Here is a 21,639-nt window from a genome sequence, read left to right as displayed (position 1 = left end):
GGCTCTGCGCGTCGACGGTGCGCAGGCCAGGAGGATCGGATGAACGAGGATCGGATGCCCAACGAGAAGAGCGGCCTGAGGACACGGCTGTTGGCGCGGCGGCGTGAACTGGCCGCCCGGGAACGCTCGGCGGCGGCCGACGCGCTGGCCCGGCACGCCGGTGAGCTGGCCGCCGCGGGCGACACGGTGGCCGCCTACGTCTCGGTGGGCTCCGAACCCGGGACGGGGCCGCTGCTGGACGCGCTGCGGGCGCGCGGGGTGCGGGTGCTGCTGCCGGTGCTACTGGCCGACAACGACCTGGACTGGGCCGAGTACGCGGGCCCCGACGCGCTGGCCCCGGCCGGGCGCGGGCTGCTGGAGCCGGTCGGCCCGCGGCTCGGCCCGCAGGCGGTGACGGAGGCCGCGGTGGTGCTGCTGCCGGGCCTGGCGGTGGACCGCTCCGGGCTGCGGCTGGGCCGGGGCGGCGGCAGTTACGACCGGGTGCTGGCCCGGCTGGAGCGGGCCGGGGCGCGGCCGGTGCTGGCGGTGCTGCTGTACGAGCACGAGCTGCTGGAGCGGGTGCCGGCCGAGCCGCACGACCGGCCGGTGGACCTGGCGGTGCTGCCCTCGGGGGTGCGCGGGCTCGGCTGAGGCCGACGGCCGCGGGCGGGAACGGCGGCGGCCCCGCTCCCTCGGGGGGAGCGGGGCCGCCGGTGGCCGGGCCGTACGGGCTGTACCGGCCGTACGGGCTCCACGGCCGTCAGCCGGTGGTCAGCACCAGCTTGTGCTTGGTGGCCTTCTCGACCGCGTCCGGCGAGGAGGCCCAGGTCAGCAGCTTGCCCTTGAGCCAGAGGTCGGTCTGGTCGTTGTAGTTGTCGTGGAAGGCGTGGCCGGAGGCGCCGCCGACGTTGATCCAGCGCGAGGCGTCCAGGTCGTTCAGGTCGACCACCATGCGCATCGACGGGATCCAGTCCACCTGGTAGCCGGCCGCCGCGTTCCAGCCGGCCGCGTCGACCGCCGCCGAGCCGCCGGAGAGCCGGTACGGGCCGCGGTTGAGCAGCTTGTGCACCGCGCCGGAGGCGATCGAGGAGTCGTCGGTGCCGAGGGTCTGCTCGCGCAGCTCCAGCTTGTGCAGGCGGCCCCAGCTCCAGGTGGAGACGTCCTTGCTGAGCAGCGAGGTCAGCTCCTGGCGGGCGTTCTTCATCGCCTCCTGGAGCAGGTTGTCCAGGCCCTTCTGCTCCTTGTGCTGGTCGTCGATGTACGTCCACCACGAGCTGTCGGGCTTCTCCAGCTGCTGGCGCACGACCTCGGTCCAGCGGTCGCCGCCGTCCGGCTGGGCCTTGCCCGGCTCGCGGGTGCCGCACTCGGTGACGATCTTGGTGGAGCTGTCCGGCTTGGTGGGGTCGTCCTGCTGGCGGACCAGCAGGCAGTTGTCCTTGGCACGCAGGTCGGCCGGGAACTTCTGCCCGAAGGCCAGGATCAGCAGCTGGCGCCAGACGCCGTTGTAGTAGGCGGCGGCCGCCGAGTCGGCGTCCTGGTGGAAGTTCCAGTCCTTCAGCAGGTCCTGGGCCTCGCGCACGTACGGGTCGCTGACCGGCTGCTTGAGCAGCAGCGGGACCAGCGTCTTGGCCATCACGCTGGTGTTGTCCAGTTGGAGGGTCTGCATGTCGTCCGGCGAGATCTTGCCGTTGTTCTTGAGCAGGCCCTCGATCTGGTCGGTGATCTCCTTGGCGCGGGTGCCGTACTCCCAGTCCTTGGTCAGGTTGTACTTGTAGCTCGGGTCCACCACGGCCTGGTTGGCGGTGACGATGTAGCCGGCCGAGGGGTTGAGGCTCCAGGGCAGCGCGGTGAAGGGGATCGGGTCCTTCCACTGGTACGTGGAGTCCCAGCCCGGCGCGGGGTAGGTGCCGTCACCCTTGCCGCGGACCGGGATGGTGCCCGGGGCCTGGTAGCCGATGTTCTTGGCGTCGGCGTAGATCAGGTTCTGCGCGGGGACGGTGAAGTCCTTGGCGGCGGCGCGGAACTCGTCCCAGTTCTTCGCCTTGTCCAGCTCGAAGACGGCGTCCATGGTCTTGCCGGGGCTGAGCGCCGTCCACTGCAGGGCGACGCCGTAGCCGCCGGTGCCGCGGTCGGGGGCGGACGGGCCGTTGGGGGCGTACTTGCCGACGTTCTGCTGCTCGCTGCTCTGGTCGGAGATCAGCGGGGCGCCGGTCTGGGTGGTGCGGACGGTGATGGTGCGGTCCTCCCCGCCGGCGACCTTGATGGTCTCCTTGCGGAGGTCGAACTTCACGTCCTTGCCGTCCACCTGGTACGTCTCCGGACCGGTGACCTTCTCCAGGTAGAGGTCGGTGACGTCGGCGCCGAGGTTGGTGAAGCCCCAGGCGATGTCCTTGTTGTGGCCGATCACCACGCCGGGCATGCCCGCGAAGGTGAAGCCGGAGACGTCGAACTGGCAGGCCGGGGAACTGGTCCGGCAGTGCAGGCCCATCTGGTACCAGACCGAGGGCAGGCCGGGGCCGAGGTGCGGGTCGTTGGCCAGCAGCGGCTTGCCGGTGGTGGTGTGCGAGCCGGCGACCACCCAGGAGTTGGAGCCGATGCCCTGGCCGGGGCGGCCGAGCAGCTGCGGCATCGCGTCGATCCGGTCGGTCAGGCCCTGCAGCAGCGCCTTGGTGGTGGCCGCGCCCTGGGCGGTGGCGGTGCCGGGGGCCGCGCCGGACTGCGGGGAGCCGTCGGCGGGGCGGTAGTTGTCGCCGGTCACCGTGCCGGTCTTCACGATCGTGCCGTTGCGGGCGTACGGGTAGTCCGGGTACAGCTCGGCGATCTTGTCCGGGCCGAAGTCCTGGGCCAGCAGCGAGCGGTCGATCTCCTCCTGGAGGTTCCCGGAGAGGTTCCAGGCCATCGCCTTGAGCCAGGCCACCGAGTCGACCGGGGTCCACTGCTCGGGCTGGTAGCCGCTGTTGACGACGCCGAGCAGGCTGTACTCCAGCGAGGCCTTCGCGCCGCCGGGGTGCTCCGCGAGCCAGGCGTTCACGCCGTCCGAGTAGGCCTGGAGGTACTTCTTGGTCTCCGGCGACAGCTTGGTGTCGAACTCCTTCTGCGCCACCTGCCGCCAGCCCATGGTGCGGATGAAGGCGTCGGTGTCGACCTGGCCGTCCCCGAACATCTCGGAGAGCCGGCCGGCCGTGACGTGCCGACGGACGTCCATCTCCCAGAAACGGTCCTGCGCCTGGACGTAGCCCTGGGCGCGGAACAGGTCCTCGTTGGTGTCGGCGTACAGCTGCGGGATGCCGTTGGCGTCCCGCTTGACGTCGACGGGCGCGCTCAGGCCGGCCACCTTGACGCTGCCGTCGACCTCCGGGAAGGAGGCGCGGACCGCGGAGACCCCGCGGTAGCCGCCGTAGCCGGCGCCGGCCACCAGCAGCACGACCAGCACGATCACGATCAGACGGGCGCGCCGGAACTTCTTCGAGCGGGGCATCTGGGTCCTTGCGGTCCTGACTTCGGGGCGGGCGGGCGTGTCCAGGGCCTGCGGCCGTGACAGGGCACCACATTAGGCCGAGAGGGCCGGGCACCGTGAACGGGGGACCAAGCTAAAGATATGGCAAAATGTTAGACTGCGTAACGATCCACAAGGGGAGTATTGACGACTTCTTAACGCGTCGACCCCACAGCACCGCCAGACACCCCGTCCGCCCCTGCCTGCCCGAGGTGCCCCTGCGTGAACGTCTCCCACCTGAACCAGCTCCTGCTTGAGTCCTCCGTGATCCTGCTGTTCGCGGTGGGCGCCGTACGCCTCTCGACCCGATCAGGGCTGCCCAGCCTGCTGATCTACCTGGGGATCGGTGTGGCGCTGGGCCAGAACGGGATCGGTGTCACCTTCAACAACGCCGAGCTCACCCAGGTGCTCGGCTACGCGGCACTCGTGGTGATCCTCGCCGAGGGCGGCCTCAAGACCAGCTGGCGCGAGATCAAGCCGGTGATGCCGGCCGCGACCGTGCTCGCCACCGTCGGCGTCGGCGTCAGCGTCTTCGCCACCGCGGCCGGCGCCCACTGGCTGGTCGGCCTGGACTGGCGGACCTCGCTGCTGCTGGGCGCCATCGTCTCCTCGACCGACGCGGCCGCCGTCTTCTCGGTGCTGCGGATGGTCCCGCTGCCGCACCGGCTCACCGGCCTGCTGGAGGCCGAGTCCGGCTTCAACGACGCGCCCGTGGTCATCCTGGTCGTCGCCTTCGCCACCACCGGGGAGCTGGACCCCTGGTACGTCCTGATCGGCACGATCATCGCCGAGCTGGCGATCGGCGCCGCGATAGGCCTCGCCGTCGGCAAGTTGGGCGCCTACGGGCTCAAGCACGTCGCGCTGCCCTCCTCGGGCCTCTACCCGATCGCCGTGATGGCGCTCACCGTGCTGGCGTACGCCGGCGGCGCGCTGCTGCACGGCTCCGGCTTCCTCGCCGTCTACGTCAGCGCGGTGATCCTCGGGAACTCCAAGCTGCCGCACGGCCCGGCCGTCCGGGGCTTCGCCGACGGACTGGCCTGGATCGGGCAGATCGGCATGTTCGTGCTGCTCGGCCTGCTCGTCACGCCCGAGTCCATGGGCGACGCGGTGGTGCCCGCGCTGGTGATCGGCGCCGTGCTGGTCTTCCTGGCCCGGCCGCTGTCGGTGATGCTCTCGCTGACCCCCTTCAAGGTGCCGGCCCGCGAGCAGGCGCTGCTCAGCTGGGCCGGACTGCGCGGGGCGGTGCCCATCGTGCTCGCCACCATCCCGGTGGTGTCCGGCGCGCACCAGGCCGAGGACGTCTTCAACATCGTCTTCATCCTGGTCGTCGTCTTCACCCTGCTCCAGGGGCCGACCCTGCCGTGGGTGGCCAAGCGGCTGCGGATCGGCGAGGGCGCCATGGGCCAGGACCTGGGCATCGAATCCGCGCCGCTGGAGAAGCTGCACGGGCACCTGCTGTCGGTCGCGCTCTCCCCCGCCTCGAAGATGTCGGGCGTGGAGATCAGCGAGCTGCGGCTGCCCAAGGGGGCGGCGGTCACCCTGGTCGTGCGGGAGGGGAACTCCTTCGTGCCGGACAAGGCGACGGTGCTGCGCGGTGGGGACGAGCTGCTGGTGGTCACCACGGACGAGGTCGGCGAGGCGGCGGAGCGGCGACTGCGGGCCGTGGACAAGGGCGGCAAGCTCGCGGGGTGGCTGAGCGGGCGGTGAGCCCCGGCCGCCCCCGGCTCCCGGGCCCCGCCCCCGGCTTCCGGGCCTTACGCCCAGGAGCCGGGGGGCGGGGGCGGGGTGGGTGGCGGTGTCTACGCGCGTAACTGTATGCTGGCCCGACCAGCCGTATAACCATCGTTAGACCACCCCCAGCATCTGCCTGACGCAGAGTTGGCGCGACCGCTCGGCGGCCGCGGTCCGGTCCCCGGCCACCAGGCCGGCCCGACCCGGTATCTACCCCGGTCGACGCGCGAGAGGACGACTCTCGGCGCCGTCGGGGCTCCACCATGCCCTGCCGCGCTACCAGGCAGCAGGAAGGACCGACCGTGACGGCGCGCCGAACGGTCGACACCGCCGCGGACCACGCGGCCACCACCCCCGCAGCTCCGGCCCCCGCCCGTGTCGGGTACGGCGAGCTGCTGCGCACCCCCGGGGCCTGGACGTTCCTGTTCCCCGCCCTCGTCGCGCGGCTGCCGTACGCGATGCTCAGCATGGGCATCCTGCTGCTCGTCACCCGGACCCACGGTTCGTACGGCACCGCCGGTACGGTCACCGCGGTCGCCGCCGTCGCCCAGGCCCTGATCGGGCCGCAGACCGGGCGGCTCGCGGACCGCTACGGCCAGGCCGCGGTGCTCGTGCCGACCGTCCTGGTGCACGCGGTCTCGGTCGGCGTGCTGATCGCGCTGGCGCTCGGCCACGCGCCCGCCTGGAGCCTGTTCCTGGCCGCCGTCCCGGCCGGTGCGAGCGTGCCGCAGGTCGGCGCGATGGTCCGGGCCCGCTGGGTCGCCAGGTTCACCGCGGACGGCGCCTCCGAGTCCTCCGCGGCCCGGGTGAGCACCGCGTTCGCGTTCGAGTCCGTGACGGACGAGTTCACCTTCGTGATCGGCCCGATCCTGGCCTCCGGCATCGCCGCCCTCGCCAACCCGGCCACCGCCCTGGTCGCCGAAGCCGGGCTGACCCTCGTCGGCGGCCTGGCCTTCGCCGCCCAGCGGCGTACCGCCCCGGCCCGGATCGTGCCCCAGCCCGGCACCAAGCACGCCTCGGCGCTCGCCTCCCCCGGCGTCCGGCTGCTGGCCGGGTCGATCCTCGGGGTCGGCGCGGTGTTCGGCGGCATGCAGGTGTCGGTGAACGCCTTCGCCGACTCGGTCGGACAGCACGACGCCGGCGGCACCGTGTACGGGATCTTCGCCGGCGGCTCGATGCTGGCCGGTGTGCTGTACGGCGTCGTCGCCTGGCGGCGACCGGTGCAGCAGCGGATGCTGATCAGCTACGCGCTGCTGGTGCTGGGCTGCTCGGTGCTGTGGGCGATGCCGAACCTGGTCGCGCTGACCGTCGCCGGGCTGGTCTGCGGGCTGGCCATCGCGCCGACCCTGATCAGCGGCTACACCCTGGTCGAGACGCTGGTCGCGGACGGGGCCAAGACGGAGGCCTTCACCTGGCTGACCGGCGCCATCGGGCTCGGCCTGGCCGTCGGCTCGATGGCGGCGGGCCGGCTGATCGACGGGCACGGGCCCTCGACCGGGTTCCTGGTGCCGGTGATCGGGGCGGGGCTGGGGCTGGTCGCGCTGTTCTCGCTGCGGCACCTGCTGGTGGCGCCGGGGGGCGTTCCGGCCGACGGTTCTGGCTCCGACTCGGACCCCCGATCGGACTCCGGCTCGGGCTCCGGCTCGACGGAGCGCGGTGGTGCCGGGCGGCTGGTGGGCGCGGCCAAGGGCTGAGCGGGCGGCGGTCCGGCGGCCGGACCCGGCCCATCTCACACCGGAGTCGCTGGACTGATCCCGCGGAATACCGCATCATTGACCATCGTTAGCACTCATCAGGCGAGAGTGCCAGGAGGAAGACAAGTGCCCACGTACCAGTACCAGTGCACCGAGTGCGGCAGCGGCCTGGAGGCGGTGCAGAAGTTCACCGACGAGGCGCTGACCACGTGCCCCGACTGCCAGGGACGGCTCCGCAAGGTCTTCTCGGCCGTGGGCGTCGTGTTCAAGGGCTCCGGCTTCTACCGGACCGACAGCCGCTCCTCCTCCAGCAGCTCGGTGGGCGCCGGGTCGTCGTCGACCTCTTCGGCGTCGTCCAGCACGTCCACGACCTCCGCTTCGTCGTCGTCGAGCTCCGGCTCCTCGACCTCGTCCAGCCCGGCTCCGGCCGCGAGCTGACCTCGGCGCCGGGCACCGGCCCGGACGGCCCGCAGTCCTCGGCAAGGCCCGTCGACCCCGCTTCCGCGCGGGGTGGCGGGCCTTTCCGCATGCCTCCGCCCGGGCGTCCGGTCAAGCCGGACCGGCCCGCATCACTCTCGTGAGTGGACGAACTCGTCCACAGGGCCGGGTTGTCCACAGGGCTGGGGAAAGGACTTCCGGAGTTCGACGGAAACGCCCATCGTGTGGCTCGTCCGGTCCGCGAGGGGCCGGCCCGCCGACACCCGGAGGTGCGTCGATGACGACCGTGAGCTTCTCCCTTCCGCTGCCCGCCCCCGCCGTACCGCCCCGCCAGGAGCTGCCGAGCTTCCCGCCGATCCGGCGCGGGTGCGGCGGGTGGCACCGCTGGCGCAGCGCGGTGCGACGCCGGGCCGGGGTGCCCGCGCTGGCGCTGCTCGCGACGGCGGCGGCGCTGGCGCTGGGGCCCGGGCGGGCCGGTCTGCCGCCGCCGCACGGGGGCCCGCTGGGCCGGACGGGTTGTCAATCCGAGACTCTGGAAGATCACCCGTAACCGGAATGCGACTTCGTCGTTCGAGGCGGCATGAAGGGCTTCAAGGAATTCCTGCTGCGTGGAAATGTCGTCGAACTCGCCGTGGCCGTGGTCATCGGCGCGGCCTTCACCGCCATCATCAGCGCCTTCGTCAAAGGCGTGATCAATCCGATCGTCGGCGTCTTCGGAACGAAGGACCTCGCGTCCTACAGTTCCTGCCTCAAGGGGCCCTGCGAGGTGAGCCCGACCGGCGAGGTCACGTCCGGGGTCCTCATCCTGTGGGGATCCGTGCTCAGCGCCGCGCTCCAGTTCCTGATCACCGCGACGGTCGTCTACTTCGTTCTGATCCTGCCCATGAACAAGCTGGCGGCCCACCGCAAGTCCGCCGCCGAGAAGGCGGAGGAGGCCGAACTCAAGGAGGTCCAGCTACTGACCGAGATCCGCGACGCGCTGGTCACGCCGCTGCGCTGACCGGTGGGCGCGCGTCGCCCACGGTCCCGCTCCCCCGTCCCCCGATCCTCAGTCCCGCTCCTCAGTCCCCGTGGTGCGGCGGGCGCTGGCTCAGGTACCAGTCCAGCCCCCGCCCACCACTCTCCCGGGCCCCGGGGCGGTCGCCCCAGCCCGTGTCGGTGTCGTCCCCGGACTGCTGGTCGAACGGGTCCCGGAAGACCAGCCTGGCCTTGGCGGCCGAGGCCTTCCGAGCCTCCAGCGCCTGGTCCTGGCGCCCGCCCGTTTCCTGTCCCTGTCCCTGCTCGCTCACGCCGTCCACTCCATCCGCTCGTCCCTCCCCTCCAGACTAAGAGCCCCGTGGCACGCCTCGGGCCCCGGTGCGGAGCGCTCCGCGCCAGGGCCCGGGTGAGGGGCTCGGCCCGTGGGGCCGGCTGGACCGTCAGGCGGCTTCGAAGCCCGCGTGGTCCGCGATCTTCTTCAGCTCGGCCAGGGCGTGCTTCTCGATCTGGCGGATCCGCTCACGGGTGAGGCCGTGCTGCTTGCCCACCTCGGTCAGGGTGCGCTCGCGGCCGTCCTCCATCCCGTAGCGGGAGCGGATGATCGAGGCGGTGCGGTCGTCCAACCGCCCGATCAGGTCGTCCAGTTCCTCGCGGCGGAGCATGACCATCACGGCGTCCTCGGGGGACGTCGCCCCGGTGTCCTCGACGAGGTCGCCGAACTGGGTCTCGCCCTCGTCGTCGACGGACATGTTGAGGCTGACCGGGTCGCGCGCCCAGTCCAGCACGTCCTTGATCCGGGCCTCGGTGGTGTCCAGCTCGGCCGCGATCTCGGCCGGCTCCGCCTCGCGGCCCAGTTCCTTGGACTTCTCCCGCTGGACGCGCCGGATCCGCCCCAGCTCCTCCACCAGGTGCACGGGCAGCCGGATGGTGCGGGACTGGTCGGCGATGGACCGGGTGATCGCCTGCCGGATCCACCACGTCGCGTACGTGGAGAACTTGAAGCCCTTGGCGTAGTCGAACTTCTCGACGGCGCGCACCAGGCCCGCGTTGCCCTCCTGGATGAGGTCCAGCAGCGGCAGGCCGCTGCGCGGGTAGCGCCGGGCGACGGCGACCACGAGCCGGAGGTTGGAGCGGATGAAGACGTCCTTGGCCCGCTCGGCGTCGGCGGCTATCGCCTCCAACTCCTCACGCGTGACGCCGTCGGGGAGTCCGCCCTCCTCCAACAGGTGCTGGGCGTACACACCGGCCTCGATCCGCAGCGAGAGCTCGACCTCCTCGGCGGCATCGAGCAGGGGTGTCCTGGCGATCTCGTCGAGGTACATGCCGACCAGGTCGCGGTCGGCCTCGAGGTTGGTCGGGCGGGCCGCGCGACTCCGGTCGGCCCTGTCGCGAACGACGGCACGGGTGGCCATGCTTGCTCCCTTTGCTGGTGTTGCCGAGATCTGCCTGCCTGCCTCGTGAGGGCAAGATGTGCGGCCCCTGGGGGCTCACACGTAACGATCCAACGAACAGATTCCGGACAACATTCCCAAGTCGCTCAGATTCTTCCCGGCGATGCAGTATCCTGCCGGTTTTCACCCCGACTCCGAACCCTGGGTGACCAGTCGGGCACTACCCGTGCCATCGGACGACCGTTGCGGGATCGATTTCTTCACTCGACCCACACCCCGTCGCCGCCTACCCGTGTGAACCCGCGAGGAACGGCCGACGTTCCCGGTGCGCCCCCTTTTCCGCCCGCGCCCGCACCCCGGCGCACGCAGGTCCTCCGCACAAACGATGCCGAATCGCTATCACTCCGGCTCTTGCTCGGCGCAGGACACTGGGAAGGTGTCAACCATGCACCTGACCAACAGCACGACCCTCCTCACCGCGCGTAACCGCAGTCTCCTTCGGGACACCGCGCTCGCGCTGGGCTGTGCCGCGCTGTTCGGCCTGCTGGCGGTCCTGGTCACCGGCCAATGGCGCCCACTGGTCCGCTTCGACCAGGAGTGGATCGGCGAACTGCACGCCTACGCCCGGGAACACCGGATCTGGACCGCCTCGGTGCAGACCCTCTCGGACATCGGCGGGACCGTCACGATGCGTACGCTGCTCGGGATCGTCGCCGGGTGGCTCTGGCTGATCGGCGCCCGGGTGCTGGCCGGCTGGGTCGCCGCCCAGACCCTGGTCGGCTGGGGCGCCCTGTGGGCCCTGAAGCTGGCCTTCGGCCGTAGCCGACCCACCTTCACCGACCCGGTCTCGCACGCCGGCGGCCCCGGCTTCCCCTCCGGACACGCCATGGCCTCGGCGATCACCTGTGCCGTTCTGGTCGGCCTGCTCTGGTACCGGGTCCACCGTCGCGGCCGGACCGCCGCCTGCGTGGTGGCGGCCGCGACAGTGCTGACCATCGGCTGGACCAGGGTCGCGCTCGGGGTGCACTGGCCCAGCGACGTGCTGGCCGGCTGGCTGGCCGCCGGGATCGTGCTGGGCTCCGTGACCGCGGTGATCCAGGTCTGGCGCCCCGGCGCACTGGCCCGGGACGTACGTCGGGTCAACTGGCGCACCAGGCCCCGGGTCCAGCGAGTCACCGTGTCCGCCGGGCGGCCTTCGCGCACCGCCGGCGCACCGGACGAGGACGGGCCCCACGACCTGCGGGCGTAGGCCCCGGGCGGATCGGACGGGCCGGACGGGCCGCTGACCCGCCGTCAACCCCTGCCCGCTGCCGGCCGCCACGCCAGCGTGCCGGCCATGTCCGACACCTCCGCTCCCGCCTCCCCCACCGCGCCCACCGGCCACTCCGAGCAGCCGCTGCGGATCGCCACCTCCAGGCCCGGGCCGTGACCGGTGACATACCCGCCAACGTCGCCCAGGCCGCCGACCTGATCCGCGAGGCGGCCCGGGCCGGTGCCCGGCTGGTGCTGTTCGCGGAGAAGTTCCTCTCCGGGTACGAGCCCGAGCTGATCCGCACCGACCCCGGCAAGTACGCGGTCGGCCTCGGCGATCCGCGTCTCGCGCCGATCGCCGAGGCCTGCCGCGAGACCGGGACCGCCGCGATCGTCGGAGCCGCCGTACAGGACGGCGCCGACCTGCGCATCTCCGCCCTCGTCCTCGGGCCGGGCGGTGGCTTCGTCACCCGCTACGACAAGCAGCACCTGTTCAAGAGCGAACGCGAGCACTACCGCCCGGGGACGGCCGGCTGCACCGTGGAACCGGACGGCTGGCACACCTGCGGCGGCAGCGCGGTCTGGGCCCTCGGCGGCCGACTGGTCGCCGAGGCGAGCGAGGACCGGCGCGAACTCGTCGTCGCCGACCTCGACCCGGTCGTCCTGCGCACCACCCGCGAGACCGAGACCCTCCTCGCCGACCTCGCCCTCGACACCGGTCGGCCGCCCGCGCCCGGACCCGGGTCATCCTGGCCTGAGCGCCCGACTCCCGGCTCCCGACTCCCGACTCCCGGCTCCCGGCGCACCGGCCGCCACCGCGACCGCGACCGCGGTCAGGAGGCCCGCATGGCGGCCACCGCGCTCATGCGGCCGACGCGGCGGGCCGGGAGCACGGCGGCGGCCAGGCCGACCAGCACGGTCAGGGCCAGGGCGGCCAGCACCGGCAGGACGGGCGGGGTGCCGACCGTGCCCACGGTCGAGGTGACCGAGCGCGCGGCAGCCCACCCGTAGCCGACGCCCAGCGCGGTCCCGACCAGGGCGCCGGCCAGGGAGAGGAGCAGGGCCTCCAGGGTGAGCATCCGGCGCAGCTGCTCGCGGGACATGCCGATCGCCCTCAGCATGCCGATCTCGCGGGAGCGTTCGCTGATGCTGAGCATCAGGGTGGCCGCGACGCCGAGGCCGGCGATGGCGACGGAGAAGGAGAGCAGGGCCATGCTGACGGTCTTCAGCCGGTCCAGCAGGGAGCGCAGGGTGTCGGCCTGGGCGGCCGTGTCGGCGACGGTCACCTGCGGGTGGTCGGCGAGGGCGCGGTCCAGGGCTCGGCGGGCGGTCGGCCGGTCGTCGCCCGTGACCGGGCTGATCCAGGCCGTGGTGACGGGCGCGCCGGGGGCGAGGCGGTCCAGGGTCGCGGGCGTCACCAGCAGGGTGGCGCCGCTCTGCAGGGTGAACGGCAGGCTGCTGCGGCCGGGTCGCAGGCGCAGCTCGACGTCGCCGACCCGGCGCGTCCCGGTCTCGCCGAGCCCGCTCAGCGCGTCGCCCCCGGTGAGCCCGCGGGCCCGGTCCACGTCGTCCGTCGAGGAGTTGAGCCGGGTGGCGTCGACGGCGGCGACCACGGTGGGCCGGCCGTCGAGGTCGACGGTGGCCGAGCGGACCGGGGTGACGGTCAGCCCGTGCTCGGCGCCGAGCGCGCCGAGCGCCCCGGCGGGCAGGGCGCCGCCGGTGGCCGTCGCCGAGAAGGCCCCGGGCTGGCGCGCCGACACCACGGGCACCAGCGACTGCGAGGTGATGTCCAGCGCGGTGACGGCGCCGACCATCACGGTCACGCCGAGCAGCAGTGCCGAGCCGGTGGCTCCGGTGCGGCCCGGGTTGAGCCGCAGCTGCTGGGTGGCGAGCCGCCCGGCCGTACCACCGAGCCTTCGGGCGGGCCGGCCCAGTACGGCGACGACCGCGGGCAGCACCCGGTGGGAGAGCCGCAGCACCCCGAAGAAGCTGGCGATGGCGCCGACGGTGACGGCGAGCAGCGACAGCGGCGGCGGGGTCATCGCCCCGACCACCAGCAGCGCCGTGCCGACGAGCAGCAGCCCGGAGGTCCACACCGCGGCCCGCATCCTGGCCGCCCCGCCGGTCGGCGCGGGGGTGCCGCCGAGCGCGGCGATCGGCGGCACGGCCGCGGCGGCCTTCGCCGGGCCGCGGACGGCCAGCAGGGTCAGCAACACGCCGAACAGCCCTGCCAGCAGGCAGGTCAGCGGGGAGGGCATCAGCGACAGGTGCACCGGCCCGAGGTCGAGCCCGCCGACCACGGCGGTGCCGAGCGCGCCGAGGGCGATCCCCAGCAGCACGCCCACCGCCGAGGCGCCCAGCCCGAGCAGCAGGCCCTGGCGGCGGATCAGTCGGCGCAGCTGCTGCCGGTCGGCGCCCACGCAGCGCAGCAGGGCGAGCTGGCGGGTCCGCTGGGCGAGTACCACCGTGAAGGTGTTGCCGACCACCATCCGCGCCACCGCGAGCGCGATCAGGACGAAGGACAGCGCGGCGACCAGCACCACGCCGTACATCGTGCTGCTCTGCCGGGTCGCCTCGGTGACCGAGGCCTCGCGGGTGTGCACCTCGACGCCGGTGCCGAGGGCGGTGCGCAGGGCTTCGACGGTCGTGGTCCGGGAGGTGTCGGGGGTGACCCTGACGTCGAGCCGGTCGGTGGTGACGCCGGTCGCGTAGTCGGCGACCGCGTTCGCCGGGACTCCGATGATCGGGACTCCGGCGAGGCTCGGTGCGCCCCGCTCGTCCAGGGTGCCCACCAGCCGGGCGGTGGCGGCGGTGCCGTCGGCCCGGGTCAGGTGCACCTCGGCGCCCACGGCGGCGTCCAGCCGGTGCGCGGTCCCGGTGTCGAGCAGCACCTCGCCGGGGCCGGCGGGCCAGCGGCCGTCCTTGAGCAGCTGCCATCGCAGCGCCGGGTCCTCGGCGACGGCGCTGACCGCGGCGGTGTGGTCGAGCGGTCGCCCGTCGGCGGCCAGCACGCCGCCCTTGCCGGTCAGCCGGGGGGCCACCGCCGCCACCCCGGCGGTCTGCCGCACCCGCTCCGCGGCGGCCGCGTCCAGCCCGCCCGTCCTGACCGCCCGGGTCACCTGGATGTCGCCGGGCCCGACCTCGGCGGCCGCGGTCTGGCTGTAGGAGTCCACCAGTGCCCCGCTGCCGGCGACGGAGGCGATCAGGAAGGCCACCCCCAGCGCGATCGCGGCGCCGCTCAGGATGAGTTGGCGCAGTTGGCCGCGCAGCTCGGCCACGGTGTATCGGTACGTCGTCATGGGTCCCCGGCTCGTCCGCCCTGACCGGCAACGGTGCTCCGGCAGGGATCTCGACGAGCCTAGGAACGCGGCGGCCGCGCATCGTCAGCACGAGGTCTGCTTCATGATCACTCCGTGGGCGGACGGCCGCCCACCGCCGCCTCCTCCCGGAGGGGTACGCCGCCCCCGAGACGGGCACCCGGACATGGCGACGAGGGCCCGGGAACGCCGCAGGCCCTCCTGCCCGGTGTGGGCAGGAGGGCCTGCGACCTGCGTGTTCGCTGTGCCCCAGACAGGAATCGAACCTGCGACACCGGCTTTAGGAGAGCCGTGCTCTATCCCCTGAGCTACTGAGGCGCGGCCCGGATGCCACCAGGCCGCTCACAGCGTACCGGATCGGGGGTCGGTCGCGGGGTGACGGAGGGGGTACGGGGGGACCGACGGGGCGTCAGGGCTGGTCCAGTAGCCTGCCCGGCATGGTGGGACGCGCCCGGCGCACCGCGTTGAAGGAGACGAAGGACTCGATGAGACCTGCTGTGCACCCGGTCGGTCGGCTGCTGGGGCAGGTGTGGGTGTGGCCCGCGCTCGTCATGCTGGCGGTGGGCGGGTACCGGCTGGGGACGCCGGACCTGTGGCGGGACGAGATCGCGACCTGGACGGCGGCCACCCGCTCGCCGGGCGACCTGCTCCGGCTGCTGCAGCACATCGACGCCAGCAACGGCGCGTACTACGTGCTGATGCACGGCTGGACCGCGGTGTTCGGCGACTCGACGATCGCCCTGCGAGTACCCTCCGTGCTGGCGATGGCCGGGGCGGCGGCGCTGGTGTCGCTCACCGCCCAGCGGCTGTTCGGCAACCGGGTGGCGGCGGTCGGTGCCGGGCTGCTGCTCGCGGTGCCCTCGGAGATCTCCCGGTACGCCCAGGAGGCGCGCTCCTACGCCCTGGTGACCTGCGCGATCGCGGCGGCCTCGCTCTTCCTGCTGCGGGCGCTGGACCGGCCGTCCTGGCGGCGCTGGGCGCCGTACTGCCTGGCCATGGCGCTGAGCGGCGCCGGGCACCTGATCTCCTTCAGCACGGTCGCCGGGCAGGTGGCGCTGGTGGCGCTGCACCTGTGGCGGACCCGTTCGGCGGTGGAGTGGCGGCTGCTGGAGCAGTACCCGCTGGCGGTCGTGGTGGCGGCGCTGCCGGTGCTGCCGGTGCTGCTGCTGGGAAGCCGGCAGTCGGACCGGCAGCTGGGCTGGATACCGACCCCCTCCCCGGAGGACCTCACCTACTTCGGTGAGGTGCTGTTCGGCTCGGAGGACGTGTTCCACGCCTTCCTCCTGCTGGCGCTGCTGGCGCTGCTGCTGCCCGGCCGGCGGATCCAGGCCTGGCAGCTGCTGCTGCTCGCGGTGCTGCCGGTGGTGGCCGTCTGGCTGGTGTCCTGGTCGGGCGAGACCTCGTACTTCCTCGGGCGGTACCTGCTGTTCACGGTGCCCGCCTGGGCGGCGCTGGCCGGCGGCGGCGTCGGGGCGGTGTACGGCGCGGTGACGGGCCTGGCCCGCCGGCTCGGCCGGGCGCCCCGGGGGGCCACCGCGGTGGCCGGGCTGCTGGCCGCCGGGCTGCTCGCGGTGCCGGCCGTGAAGGCCCTGCCGGAGCAGCAGTCGGTGCGGTACGTGGGGTCGCACAACCGCTCGGTGGAGCCGTTCAAGGCGGCGGCCCGGGAGATCTCGGCCGGCTACCGCGCCGGGGACGGGATGGCGGCCCCGCTGGGTGTCCAGGCCTGGGCGATGGCCTGGCCGGGCGTCAGCTACTACCTGCCCTCGGACGTGCGCCCCTACCCGGTCTTCGTCGCGCGGAGCGCCGAGGACGCCGAGGACCTCTCGCCGGCGCCCTGCCCGCAGCCGGAGGCCTGCCTGGGCGAGGTGTCCCGGATCTGGCTGATCGTCCTCGACGACACCGAGGACCCGCTCGGCGCGATGCCGCCGGACCAGGCGCAGGTGCTCCGCGCCCGGTTCGGCGTCCCGGACCGGGTGACGCCGCTCGGCGGGCTCACGCTCGCGCTGTTCGACCGGGACGTCTAGGACACGAGAGGGAGAAGGGGAGCCGGTGGACCGGCTCCCCTTCTCCCTTTCCTCGTCTCGCCGCGTTCGACGGCTCGGCGGGCTCAGCGGCTCGCCGGGCTCAGCGCCTCACAGCGTGCGCAGCAGCCGGGACTGGATGGACGGCGGGTTGAGGTCGCTCTGGAGGGCCACCGGGACCTCCGAGCCGTCGTCGCCGGTGCCGACCCGCAGCACGCCGACCTCCTTGCCGGCCGGCTCACTGTGTCCGATCTTCAGGGGGTCCAGGGTGATCGTGCCGGAGATGCCGGGGAAGCCCGCCACCACCAGGTCCTTGGTCGCGACGACCGCGACCTTGTGGCCGAGCCCGTCCTCCACCGAACCGACGACGTCGCCCTTCTTCACCACGGTCTGCCCGGTGACGCCGTTCTGGGCGGCCTGGATCTGCTTGCCGCTGACCCTCAGCACGGTGGGCAGGATCCCGCCGTCCGGGCCGGAGGAGGTGGCCGGCTGGCCCAGCGTGACACCGAGGATCAGCCGCTTCACGCCGCCGATCTCCTTGTAGGCGGCCCACATCAGGCAGCCGCCGGCCGGGGTGCTGGAGCCGGTCTTGACGCCGATGACGCCGGTCTTCGCGTTGATCAGGTTGTTGGTGTTGGGGATCTTCGCGTTGTTGAAGTTGGTCTCCGGGGTGGAGACGATCTGCCGGAAGATCTCGTCCTGCATGACCTGCTCGGCCAGCTTCAGCTGGTCCTTGGCCGTGGACTTGGTGTCCGCGTTGAAGCCCGCCGGGTCGGCGTAGATGGTGTTGGCCATGCCGAACTTGGCCGCGGTGTCGTTCATCAGCTTGACGAACTCGGCCTCGGAGCCGGAGTGGAAGCGGGCGAGCAGCCGGGCCACGTTGTTGGCGGAGGGCAGCATCAGCAGTTCCAGCGCCTGGTACTCGGTGAGCACCTGGCCCTCGGTGAGCGTCACCTTGGACTCGTCGACGTTGCCGGACTCCTGCGCGGCCTGCTTGTCGACGGTGATCTTCGGTCCGCTCTCCCCCTTCTTCAGCGGGAACTTCTGGAGGATCAGGTAGGCGTTCATCACCTTGGTGACGCTGGCGATCGAGGCCGGCGTCTCCGGGCCCGAGCTGCCGAGGCTGCCGATGCCGACCACCTCGGCGGCGGACTGGCCCTTGGCCGGCCAGGCGAGGTCGAGCGCGTCGCCGGAGAAGCTGTAGCTGCCCGCGGCGGTCATCTTCAGCTTGGGGTCCGGCAGCGGGCGCAGCAGCTGGGCGACCGCGAGCGCACCGAGCACCACGGCGAGGAAGACCGTCCAGATGGTCACCCGCTTGAGGGCGCGCCGCAGCGGCGAGACCGGGCGGGCGTTGAGGGAGGCCAGGACCTCCATCGCCTCGGCGGTGTTCTCCGGCGACGGCAGCGGCTCGGGCTTGGGCAGCGGCGGGACCGGCGGCACCGGCCGCGGGTCGGGCTGCGGCAGCGGCTTCGGGGCCGGCCCGGGCGCGGGCACGGGGGTCGGCTTCGGCAGCGGCGCCGGAGCGGGGGTCGGCTCGGGCTCGGGGACGGGCCTGGGCTCCGGACGCGGCTCGGGCTTGGGCGCGGGCGCGGGCTCGGGCTTCGGCTCCGGGGCGGTGCCGGCCGCGGAGGCGCGCAGCGGCGCGGGCTTCTCCAGCTTCTCGGCCGGACCCGACGGCTGACCAGGCTGCCCGGTCTTGGTCAGCGCGAGGGTCACGTCGCCGTGGGTGGGGGTGTCCTCGGCGCCGGTGGCCTCGGCCTCGCCGGTGCCCTCCGGGTCGTCCTCGGTCCCCGCGCCGTCGGCCTTCTCCGGCTTCTCCGACTCGTCGGCCTTGTCGGACTTGCCGGACTTGTCAGCCGCGCCGTCAGCAGCCCCGTCCGGTACGGCCGTCGGCTCGGCATCGCCCTCGGCGCCGGTGGCATCGCCCTCGGCGCCGGTCTCGGCACCGGTCTTCCCCGCCGGCTCGGCCGCCTTCCCCGCGACCTTCCCCGCCGCCGCGACACCCGTCCGCATGGTGAGACGCGGGTCGGCGGTGACCGGACGCCCGGCGGGCTCGGCCGCCTCCGCGGTTTCCGGCGAGGACTCCCCCTTCTCCCCCTCGCCTTCGGAACTCGCCTTGCCGGCGGCCTTCACCAGCTCCTCGGGCAGCCGCAGCGCGGTGGTCTTGTTGTCCACCGGCAGCCGCAGCATCGTCGTCTCGCTGTCCACATCGTGGACGCGGAGCTGTACGGTCGAGCCGCCCTTGGGGGCCGTCGCCGGAGCGTCGGCGGACGCCTTCGGGGCCGTCTCGCCGGAGGTCTCCGCGGGGCCGTCCGAGGAGGTGTCCGAGGAGGCCTCGGCGGAGGTCTCGGCAGAGGCCTCGGCGGCGGCCGTGCCTGACGCCCCGTCGACCGCCGGGCCGGAGCCGCCCGCGGCCGGCTCGGAGCCGCCCGCCGCCGTACCGGTCCGTTCGCGCTCGCGGTCCCGCCGCCGCTCGTCGCCGTCCCTCAGCACCCTGTCGGGGGACTCGCCCACGTATCCCAGCCTCCTCAACGCCCGGCGGGGCACCGGCGAACCCGTTTTCGGGAAGCCGACGCCCCGCCCCGTGTACCTGTACAGTCTCCGCCACCGGCGGTCGTTCCGGCCGTGCACACCCCGCCCGACCGGCGCTTATTGTCGTCGCCCGGTCGCGCCACGGCCTGTTCACCGGTCAGACGCCAGGCCCGCCGCCGCCGGTTCCGCACCTTCACCGCAAGGTCACGATTCGGAGGCGTACTCGACAAGCCCGTGTGAGAGGCGTCACCCTGTCTCTCATCCACGCGGGGAGGCTTGGATGGGCAAGAGCCGCAGAACTGTTCCCGAGGAACTCTTGCTGCTCGCTTTGGACCCGACCACGGGTACCACGGCGCAGCCGCAGACCCTCGACCTCGGACTCGCCGGGGCGCAGCTCGTCGAGCTGTCCCTGGCCGGACGGATCGTACCGGAGGGAGACCGGATCGCCGTCGTGCTCGCACGGCCGACCGGCGACCCGACCCTTGACCACGCACTGGAACTGCTGCGCCGACGCGGCAGTCCGGTCCGCGCGGCGCACTGGATCGGCGGGCCCCGGCTGGGGCTGCGGCAGACCTATCTGGCGCACCTGGAGCGCTGCGGCATGGTCACGGCCGTGCCGGGCCAGGTGTGCGGGGTGCTGCCGACGACCCGGTACCAGGCGTCCGACGACTGCACCAACGCCGCGATCAAGCAGCGGTTGGACACCGCGATCCGCACCGGTGTCCCGCCGGACCCGAGGACGGCCGCGCTGGCCGCGCTGGCCCACTCGGTCGGGCTGGGCAAGCACCTGTACCCGGGCAACGAGGGACGGTCCTCGCGGTCGCGGCTGCGCGACCTGATCCGGTACGACCCGCTGGGCGGGATGGTCGCGCACGCCGTGATGGACGTGCAGAACGGCCTTCCGGCACAGCAGAACCGTTCTTCCCAGGGGTCCGGGGCCGCCGCCGGCCGTCCCGGTGCCCGTGCGGCGGGCCGGGGTTCGGGCGGGCGGGTTCCCGCCTCCCGGGTCGGCGCACGCTGAGCACGACGGTCGACCGAGCACCACGACGCACTGAGCATCACTGTCCACTGAGCACCACGGTCGACCGAGCACCACGACGCACTGAGCAACACGGTCCGCGCGGCCCGGCGGGCAGCCCTCACGGCGCCCGACACCACCGACCGCGCACCCGGCGGCGCAGGCCCCTCCGCTCGCACCGCCCGAGGGCGCCGAGCGACCCGACGCACGACCGGTGCCACCGGCGCCAGGAGTACGACGAGCGCCGGACGCACCGCACGCACCACCGGCACCACCACCAGCACCGAGGGGCGGTCGCCCCGCGACGCGAGTCGCCCGGCGACCGCCCCTTCGCCGTCCCCGGACGCCCGGCGAGCCGCCCGCCCCCGCACGTGCGTGGGCCGGGGCAGGTGCCGGCCGGTCCGGGGGCGGTCTGCGCAGCATCTGTCCGAACCACCGAGCCGCACTACCACCTGGGGGCTTTCGCTGTCTCGCGGAAGCACTTTTCCGATGATCTGTTCTACCGCGCTGCGGTGAATCCCCGGCGCCGACCTGGCCCAAGGTGACATGCTGCTCCGAGTCAGGGGGGTTGGTCCCAATGTCCGAAGTGTTCCGAGGACTGCCGTTCCAACGAGCACCAGAGGTCCGGCCGGAGGTCGAAGTGTCCGCCAACGTCAATCCCACCGTGCGCCGTCGTCGCCTCGGTTCGGAGCTGCGCAAGCTCCGCGAGGGCCTGGGCATGACGGCGGAGGAGGTCGCAGGCCGCCTGATGGTCTCCCAGTCGAAGATCAGCCGACTGGAGAACGGCCGCCGCAGCATCAGCCAGCGCGACGTGCGCGACCTCTGCGACGTCTACAAGGTGCCCGACGACCAGTTGCGCGCCAGCCTGATGGAGATGGCCAAGGAGTCCCGTCAGCGCGGCTGGTGGCACGACTTCAACGACATGCCGACCCCGTACAGCGTCTACATCGGACTGGAGGCCGAGGCCTCCTCGATCCGCGCGTACGAGTCCTCCTTCGTCCCCGGGCTGCTGCAGACCGAGCACTACGCCCAGGCCGTGGTCGAGGGCACCCAGCCGGACACCGACGCGGTCGCCGTGCAGCGCCGGGTGCAGGTCCGGATGAAGCGCCAGGAGCGCATCCACGGCGAGAACCAGCTGGGCAGCCTGTGGACCGTCATAGACGAGGCGGTACTGCGCCGGGAGGTCGGAAGCAAGCAGGTGATGGCCCAGCAGCTGCGGCAGATGCTGGAGCTCAGCCAGCGATCGAACATCACCATCCAGGTGATCCCGTTCTCGCACGGCGCCCATCCCGGCATGACCGGGACATTCTCGCTGCTGGAGTTCCCCGAGTCAGCCGATTCCACGGTTGTCTACTTCGAAGGTGTGACGAGTGATCTCTACCTGGAGAAGGAGGCGGACGTGCGCCGCTATACCGGTCTGTACGACTACCTGAGAGCGGCCGCGCTCGGTGTCGCGGAGAGCCGGTCGCTGATAGCCGACATCGAGAAGGAATTCCACGAATGATCACCCCGTCCGAGCACGGAGCCCGTTGGCGCAAGAGCAGTCACAGCGGAGGCCAGGGCGCCTGCGTGGAGATCGCCGTCCCAGGAGCGGGGGAGGTGGCCGTCCGGGACTCGAAGGACCCCCGGGGCCCCCAGCTGCGCTTCTCGGCCGAGGCCTGGAACGCCTTCGCCTCGGCCGCCGCGGGCGGCCTCTTCGGTGAGCTCCCGGGCTGACCCGCCCACCCGGTTCCGCACTCGGACCAGTTGCCCGTATCGGTGTCCGTCGCCCCTCGGCGGCGGCGGCGCCACGG

General features: G+C 73.0%; 16 protein-coding genes, 1 tRNA gene and 1 pseudogene. 12 read left to right on the top strand and 6 right to left on the bottom strand.

Features of this window, described 5'->3' with window-relative positions; all coding sequences use genetic code 11:
• Positions 1 to 39 precede the first annotated feature (39 nt).
• Positions 40 to 630: a 5-formyltetrahydrofolate cyclo-ligase gene (locus ACWDBE_RS28945; protein WP_449790380.1), complete on the top strand. Its 591-nt coding sequence runs from the start codon at positions 40 to 42 to the stop codon at positions 628 to 630.
• Positions 631 to 739: 109 nt separating this feature from the next.
• Here the strand turns inward: ACWDBE_RS28945 and ACWDBE_RS28940 are convergent, their stop codons facing one another.
• Entirely contained in the window at positions 740 to 3,457 is a 2,718-nt protein-coding gene (locus ACWDBE_RS28940) for a penicillin acylase family protein (protein ID WP_449790379.1), read from the bottom strand.
• 240 nt (positions 3,458 to 3,697) lie between these two features.
• On the opposite strand from ACWDBE_RS28940, the gene ACWDBE_RS28935 reads away from it, so the two are divergent.
• The 5 genes from ACWDBE_RS28935 (at position 3,698) to mscL (ending at position 8,338) form a co-directional block, all read left to right on the top strand.
• A complete protein-coding gene (locus ACWDBE_RS28935; protein ID WP_449790378.1) occupies positions 3,698 to 5,182 on the top strand; it encodes a potassium/proton antiporter in 1,485 nt (494 codons plus the stop codon).
• 326 nt (positions 5,183 to 5,508) lie between these two features.
• The gene (locus ACWDBE_RS28930) at positions 5,509 to 6,900 is read left to right on the top strand and encodes an MFS transporter (RefSeq protein ID WP_449809501.1); all 1,392 of its coding nucleotides are present in this window, start codon (positions 5,509 to 5,511) and stop codon (positions 6,898 to 6,900) included.
• 126 nt (positions 6,901 to 7,026) lie between these two features.
• The gene (locus ACWDBE_RS28925; RefSeq protein ID WP_449809500.1) at positions 7,027 to 7,338 is read left to right on the top strand and encodes an FmdB family zinc ribbon protein; all 312 of its coding nucleotides are present in this window, start codon (positions 7,027 to 7,029) and stop codon (positions 7,336 to 7,338) included.
• Between the two features lie 277 nt (positions 7,339 to 7,615).
• Entirely contained in the window at positions 7,616 to 7,888 is a 273-nt protein-coding gene (locus ACWDBE_RS28920) for a hypothetical protein (protein WP_449790375.1), read from the top strand.
• 30 nt (positions 7,889 to 7,918) lie between these two features.
• Positions 7,919 to 8,338 (top strand): large conductance mechanosensitive channel protein MscL, encoded by a 420-nt coding sequence (mscL, locus tag ACWDBE_RS28915; RefSeq protein ID WP_449790374.1) that lies wholly within the window; start codon positions 7,919 to 7,921, stop codon positions 8,336 to 8,338.
• A gap of 61 nt (positions 8,339 to 8,399) precedes the next feature.
• Here mscL and ACWDBE_RS28910 read toward each other — a convergent pair whose 3' ends face one another.
• Entirely contained in the window at positions 8,400 to 8,627 is a 228-nt protein-coding gene (locus tag ACWDBE_RS28910) for a hypothetical protein (protein ID WP_449809499.1), read from the bottom strand.
• Between the two features lie 129 nt (positions 8,628 to 8,756).
• The gene (locus ACWDBE_RS28905) at positions 8,757 to 9,728 is read right to left on the bottom strand and encodes a sigma-70 family RNA polymerase sigma factor (RefSeq protein ID WP_392874095.1); all 972 of its coding nucleotides are present in this window, start codon (positions 9,726 to 9,728) and stop codon (positions 8,757 to 8,759) included.
• A 424-nt stretch (positions 9,729 to 10,152) separates the two neighbouring features.
• Here ACWDBE_RS28905 and ACWDBE_RS28900 point away from each other — a divergent pair, with 424 nt between their 5' ends.
• Both ACWDBE_RS28900 and ACWDBE_RS28895 read left to right on the top strand, forming a co-directional pair.
• A complete protein-coding gene (locus tag ACWDBE_RS28900; protein WP_449809498.1) occupies positions 10,153 to 10,956 on the top strand; it encodes a phosphatase PAP2 family protein in 804 nt (267 codons plus the stop codon).
• A gap of 176 nt (positions 10,957 to 11,132) precedes the next feature.
• Positions 11,133 to 11,423 (top strand): annotated as a pseudogene (locus ACWDBE_RS28895) (carbon-nitrogen hydrolase family protein); the annotation flags it as partial.
• A gap of 368 nt (positions 11,424 to 11,791) precedes the next feature.
• On the opposite strand, the gene ACWDBE_RS28890 reads toward ACWDBE_RS28895, so the two are convergent.
• Both ACWDBE_RS28890 and ACWDBE_RS28885 read right to left on the bottom strand, forming a co-directional pair.
• Positions 11,792 to 14,257 carry an ABC transporter permease gene (locus ACWDBE_RS28890; RefSeq protein WP_449809497.1) on the bottom strand — a complete coding sequence of 822 codons (2,466 nt, stop codon included), beginning with the start codon at positions 14,255 to 14,257 and terminating at the stop codon, positions 11,792 to 11,794.
• A gap of 263 nt (positions 14,258 to 14,520) precedes the next feature.
• Positions 14,521 to 14,593, bottom strand: a tRNA-Arg gene (locus ACWDBE_RS28885).
• 119 nt (positions 14,594 to 14,712) lie between these two features.
• Here ACWDBE_RS28885 and ACWDBE_RS28880 point away from each other — a divergent pair.
• Entirely contained in the window at positions 14,713 to 16,299 is a 1,587-nt protein-coding gene (locus tag ACWDBE_RS28880; protein ID WP_449790370.1) for a glycosyltransferase family 39 protein, read from the top strand.
• 108 nt (positions 16,300 to 16,407) lie between these two features.
• On the opposite strand, the gene ACWDBE_RS28875 is transcribed toward ACWDBE_RS28880, so the two are convergent.
• Positions 16,408 to 18,810, bottom strand: coding sequence for a hypothetical protein (locus tag ACWDBE_RS28875; protein ID WP_449809496.1), 2,403 nt, complete (start codon positions 18,808 to 18,810; stop codon positions 16,408 to 16,410).
• Positions 18,811 to 19,108: 298 nt separating this feature from the next.
• Between ACWDBE_RS28875 and ACWDBE_RS28870 the strand changes: the two genes are divergently transcribed.
• From ACWDBE_RS28870 to ACWDBE_RS28860, 3 genes are all read left to right on the top strand, one after another.
• Positions 19,109 to 19,849: a GOLPH3/VPS74 family protein gene (locus tag ACWDBE_RS28870; protein WP_392914763.1), complete on the top strand. Its 741-nt coding sequence runs from the start codon at positions 19,109 to 19,111 to the stop codon at positions 19,847 to 19,849.
• A 637-nt stretch (positions 19,850 to 20,486) separates the two neighbouring features.
• Positions 20,487 to 21,350 carry a helix-turn-helix domain-containing protein gene (locus ACWDBE_RS28865; protein WP_449790368.1) on the top strand — a complete coding sequence of 288 codons (864 nt, stop codon included), beginning with the start codon at positions 20,487 to 20,489 and terminating at the stop codon, positions 21,348 to 21,350.
• Positions 21,347 to 21,562 carry a DUF397 domain-containing protein gene (locus tag ACWDBE_RS28860; protein ID WP_449809495.1) on the top strand — a complete coding sequence of 72 codons (216 nt, stop codon included), beginning with the start codon at positions 21,347 to 21,349 and terminating at the stop codon, positions 21,560 to 21,562. Before ACWDBE_RS28865 ends, ACWDBE_RS28860 begins: the two co-directional genes overlap by 4 nt.
• The last annotated feature ends 77 nt before the right edge of the window (positions 21,563 to 21,639 follow it).

It is taken from the genome of Kitasatospora sp. NPDC001132 (assembly GCF_053598415.1).
Note: the sequence above shows the minus strand (reverse complement) of the source record. Positions and strands in the feature narration are given on the sequence as shown.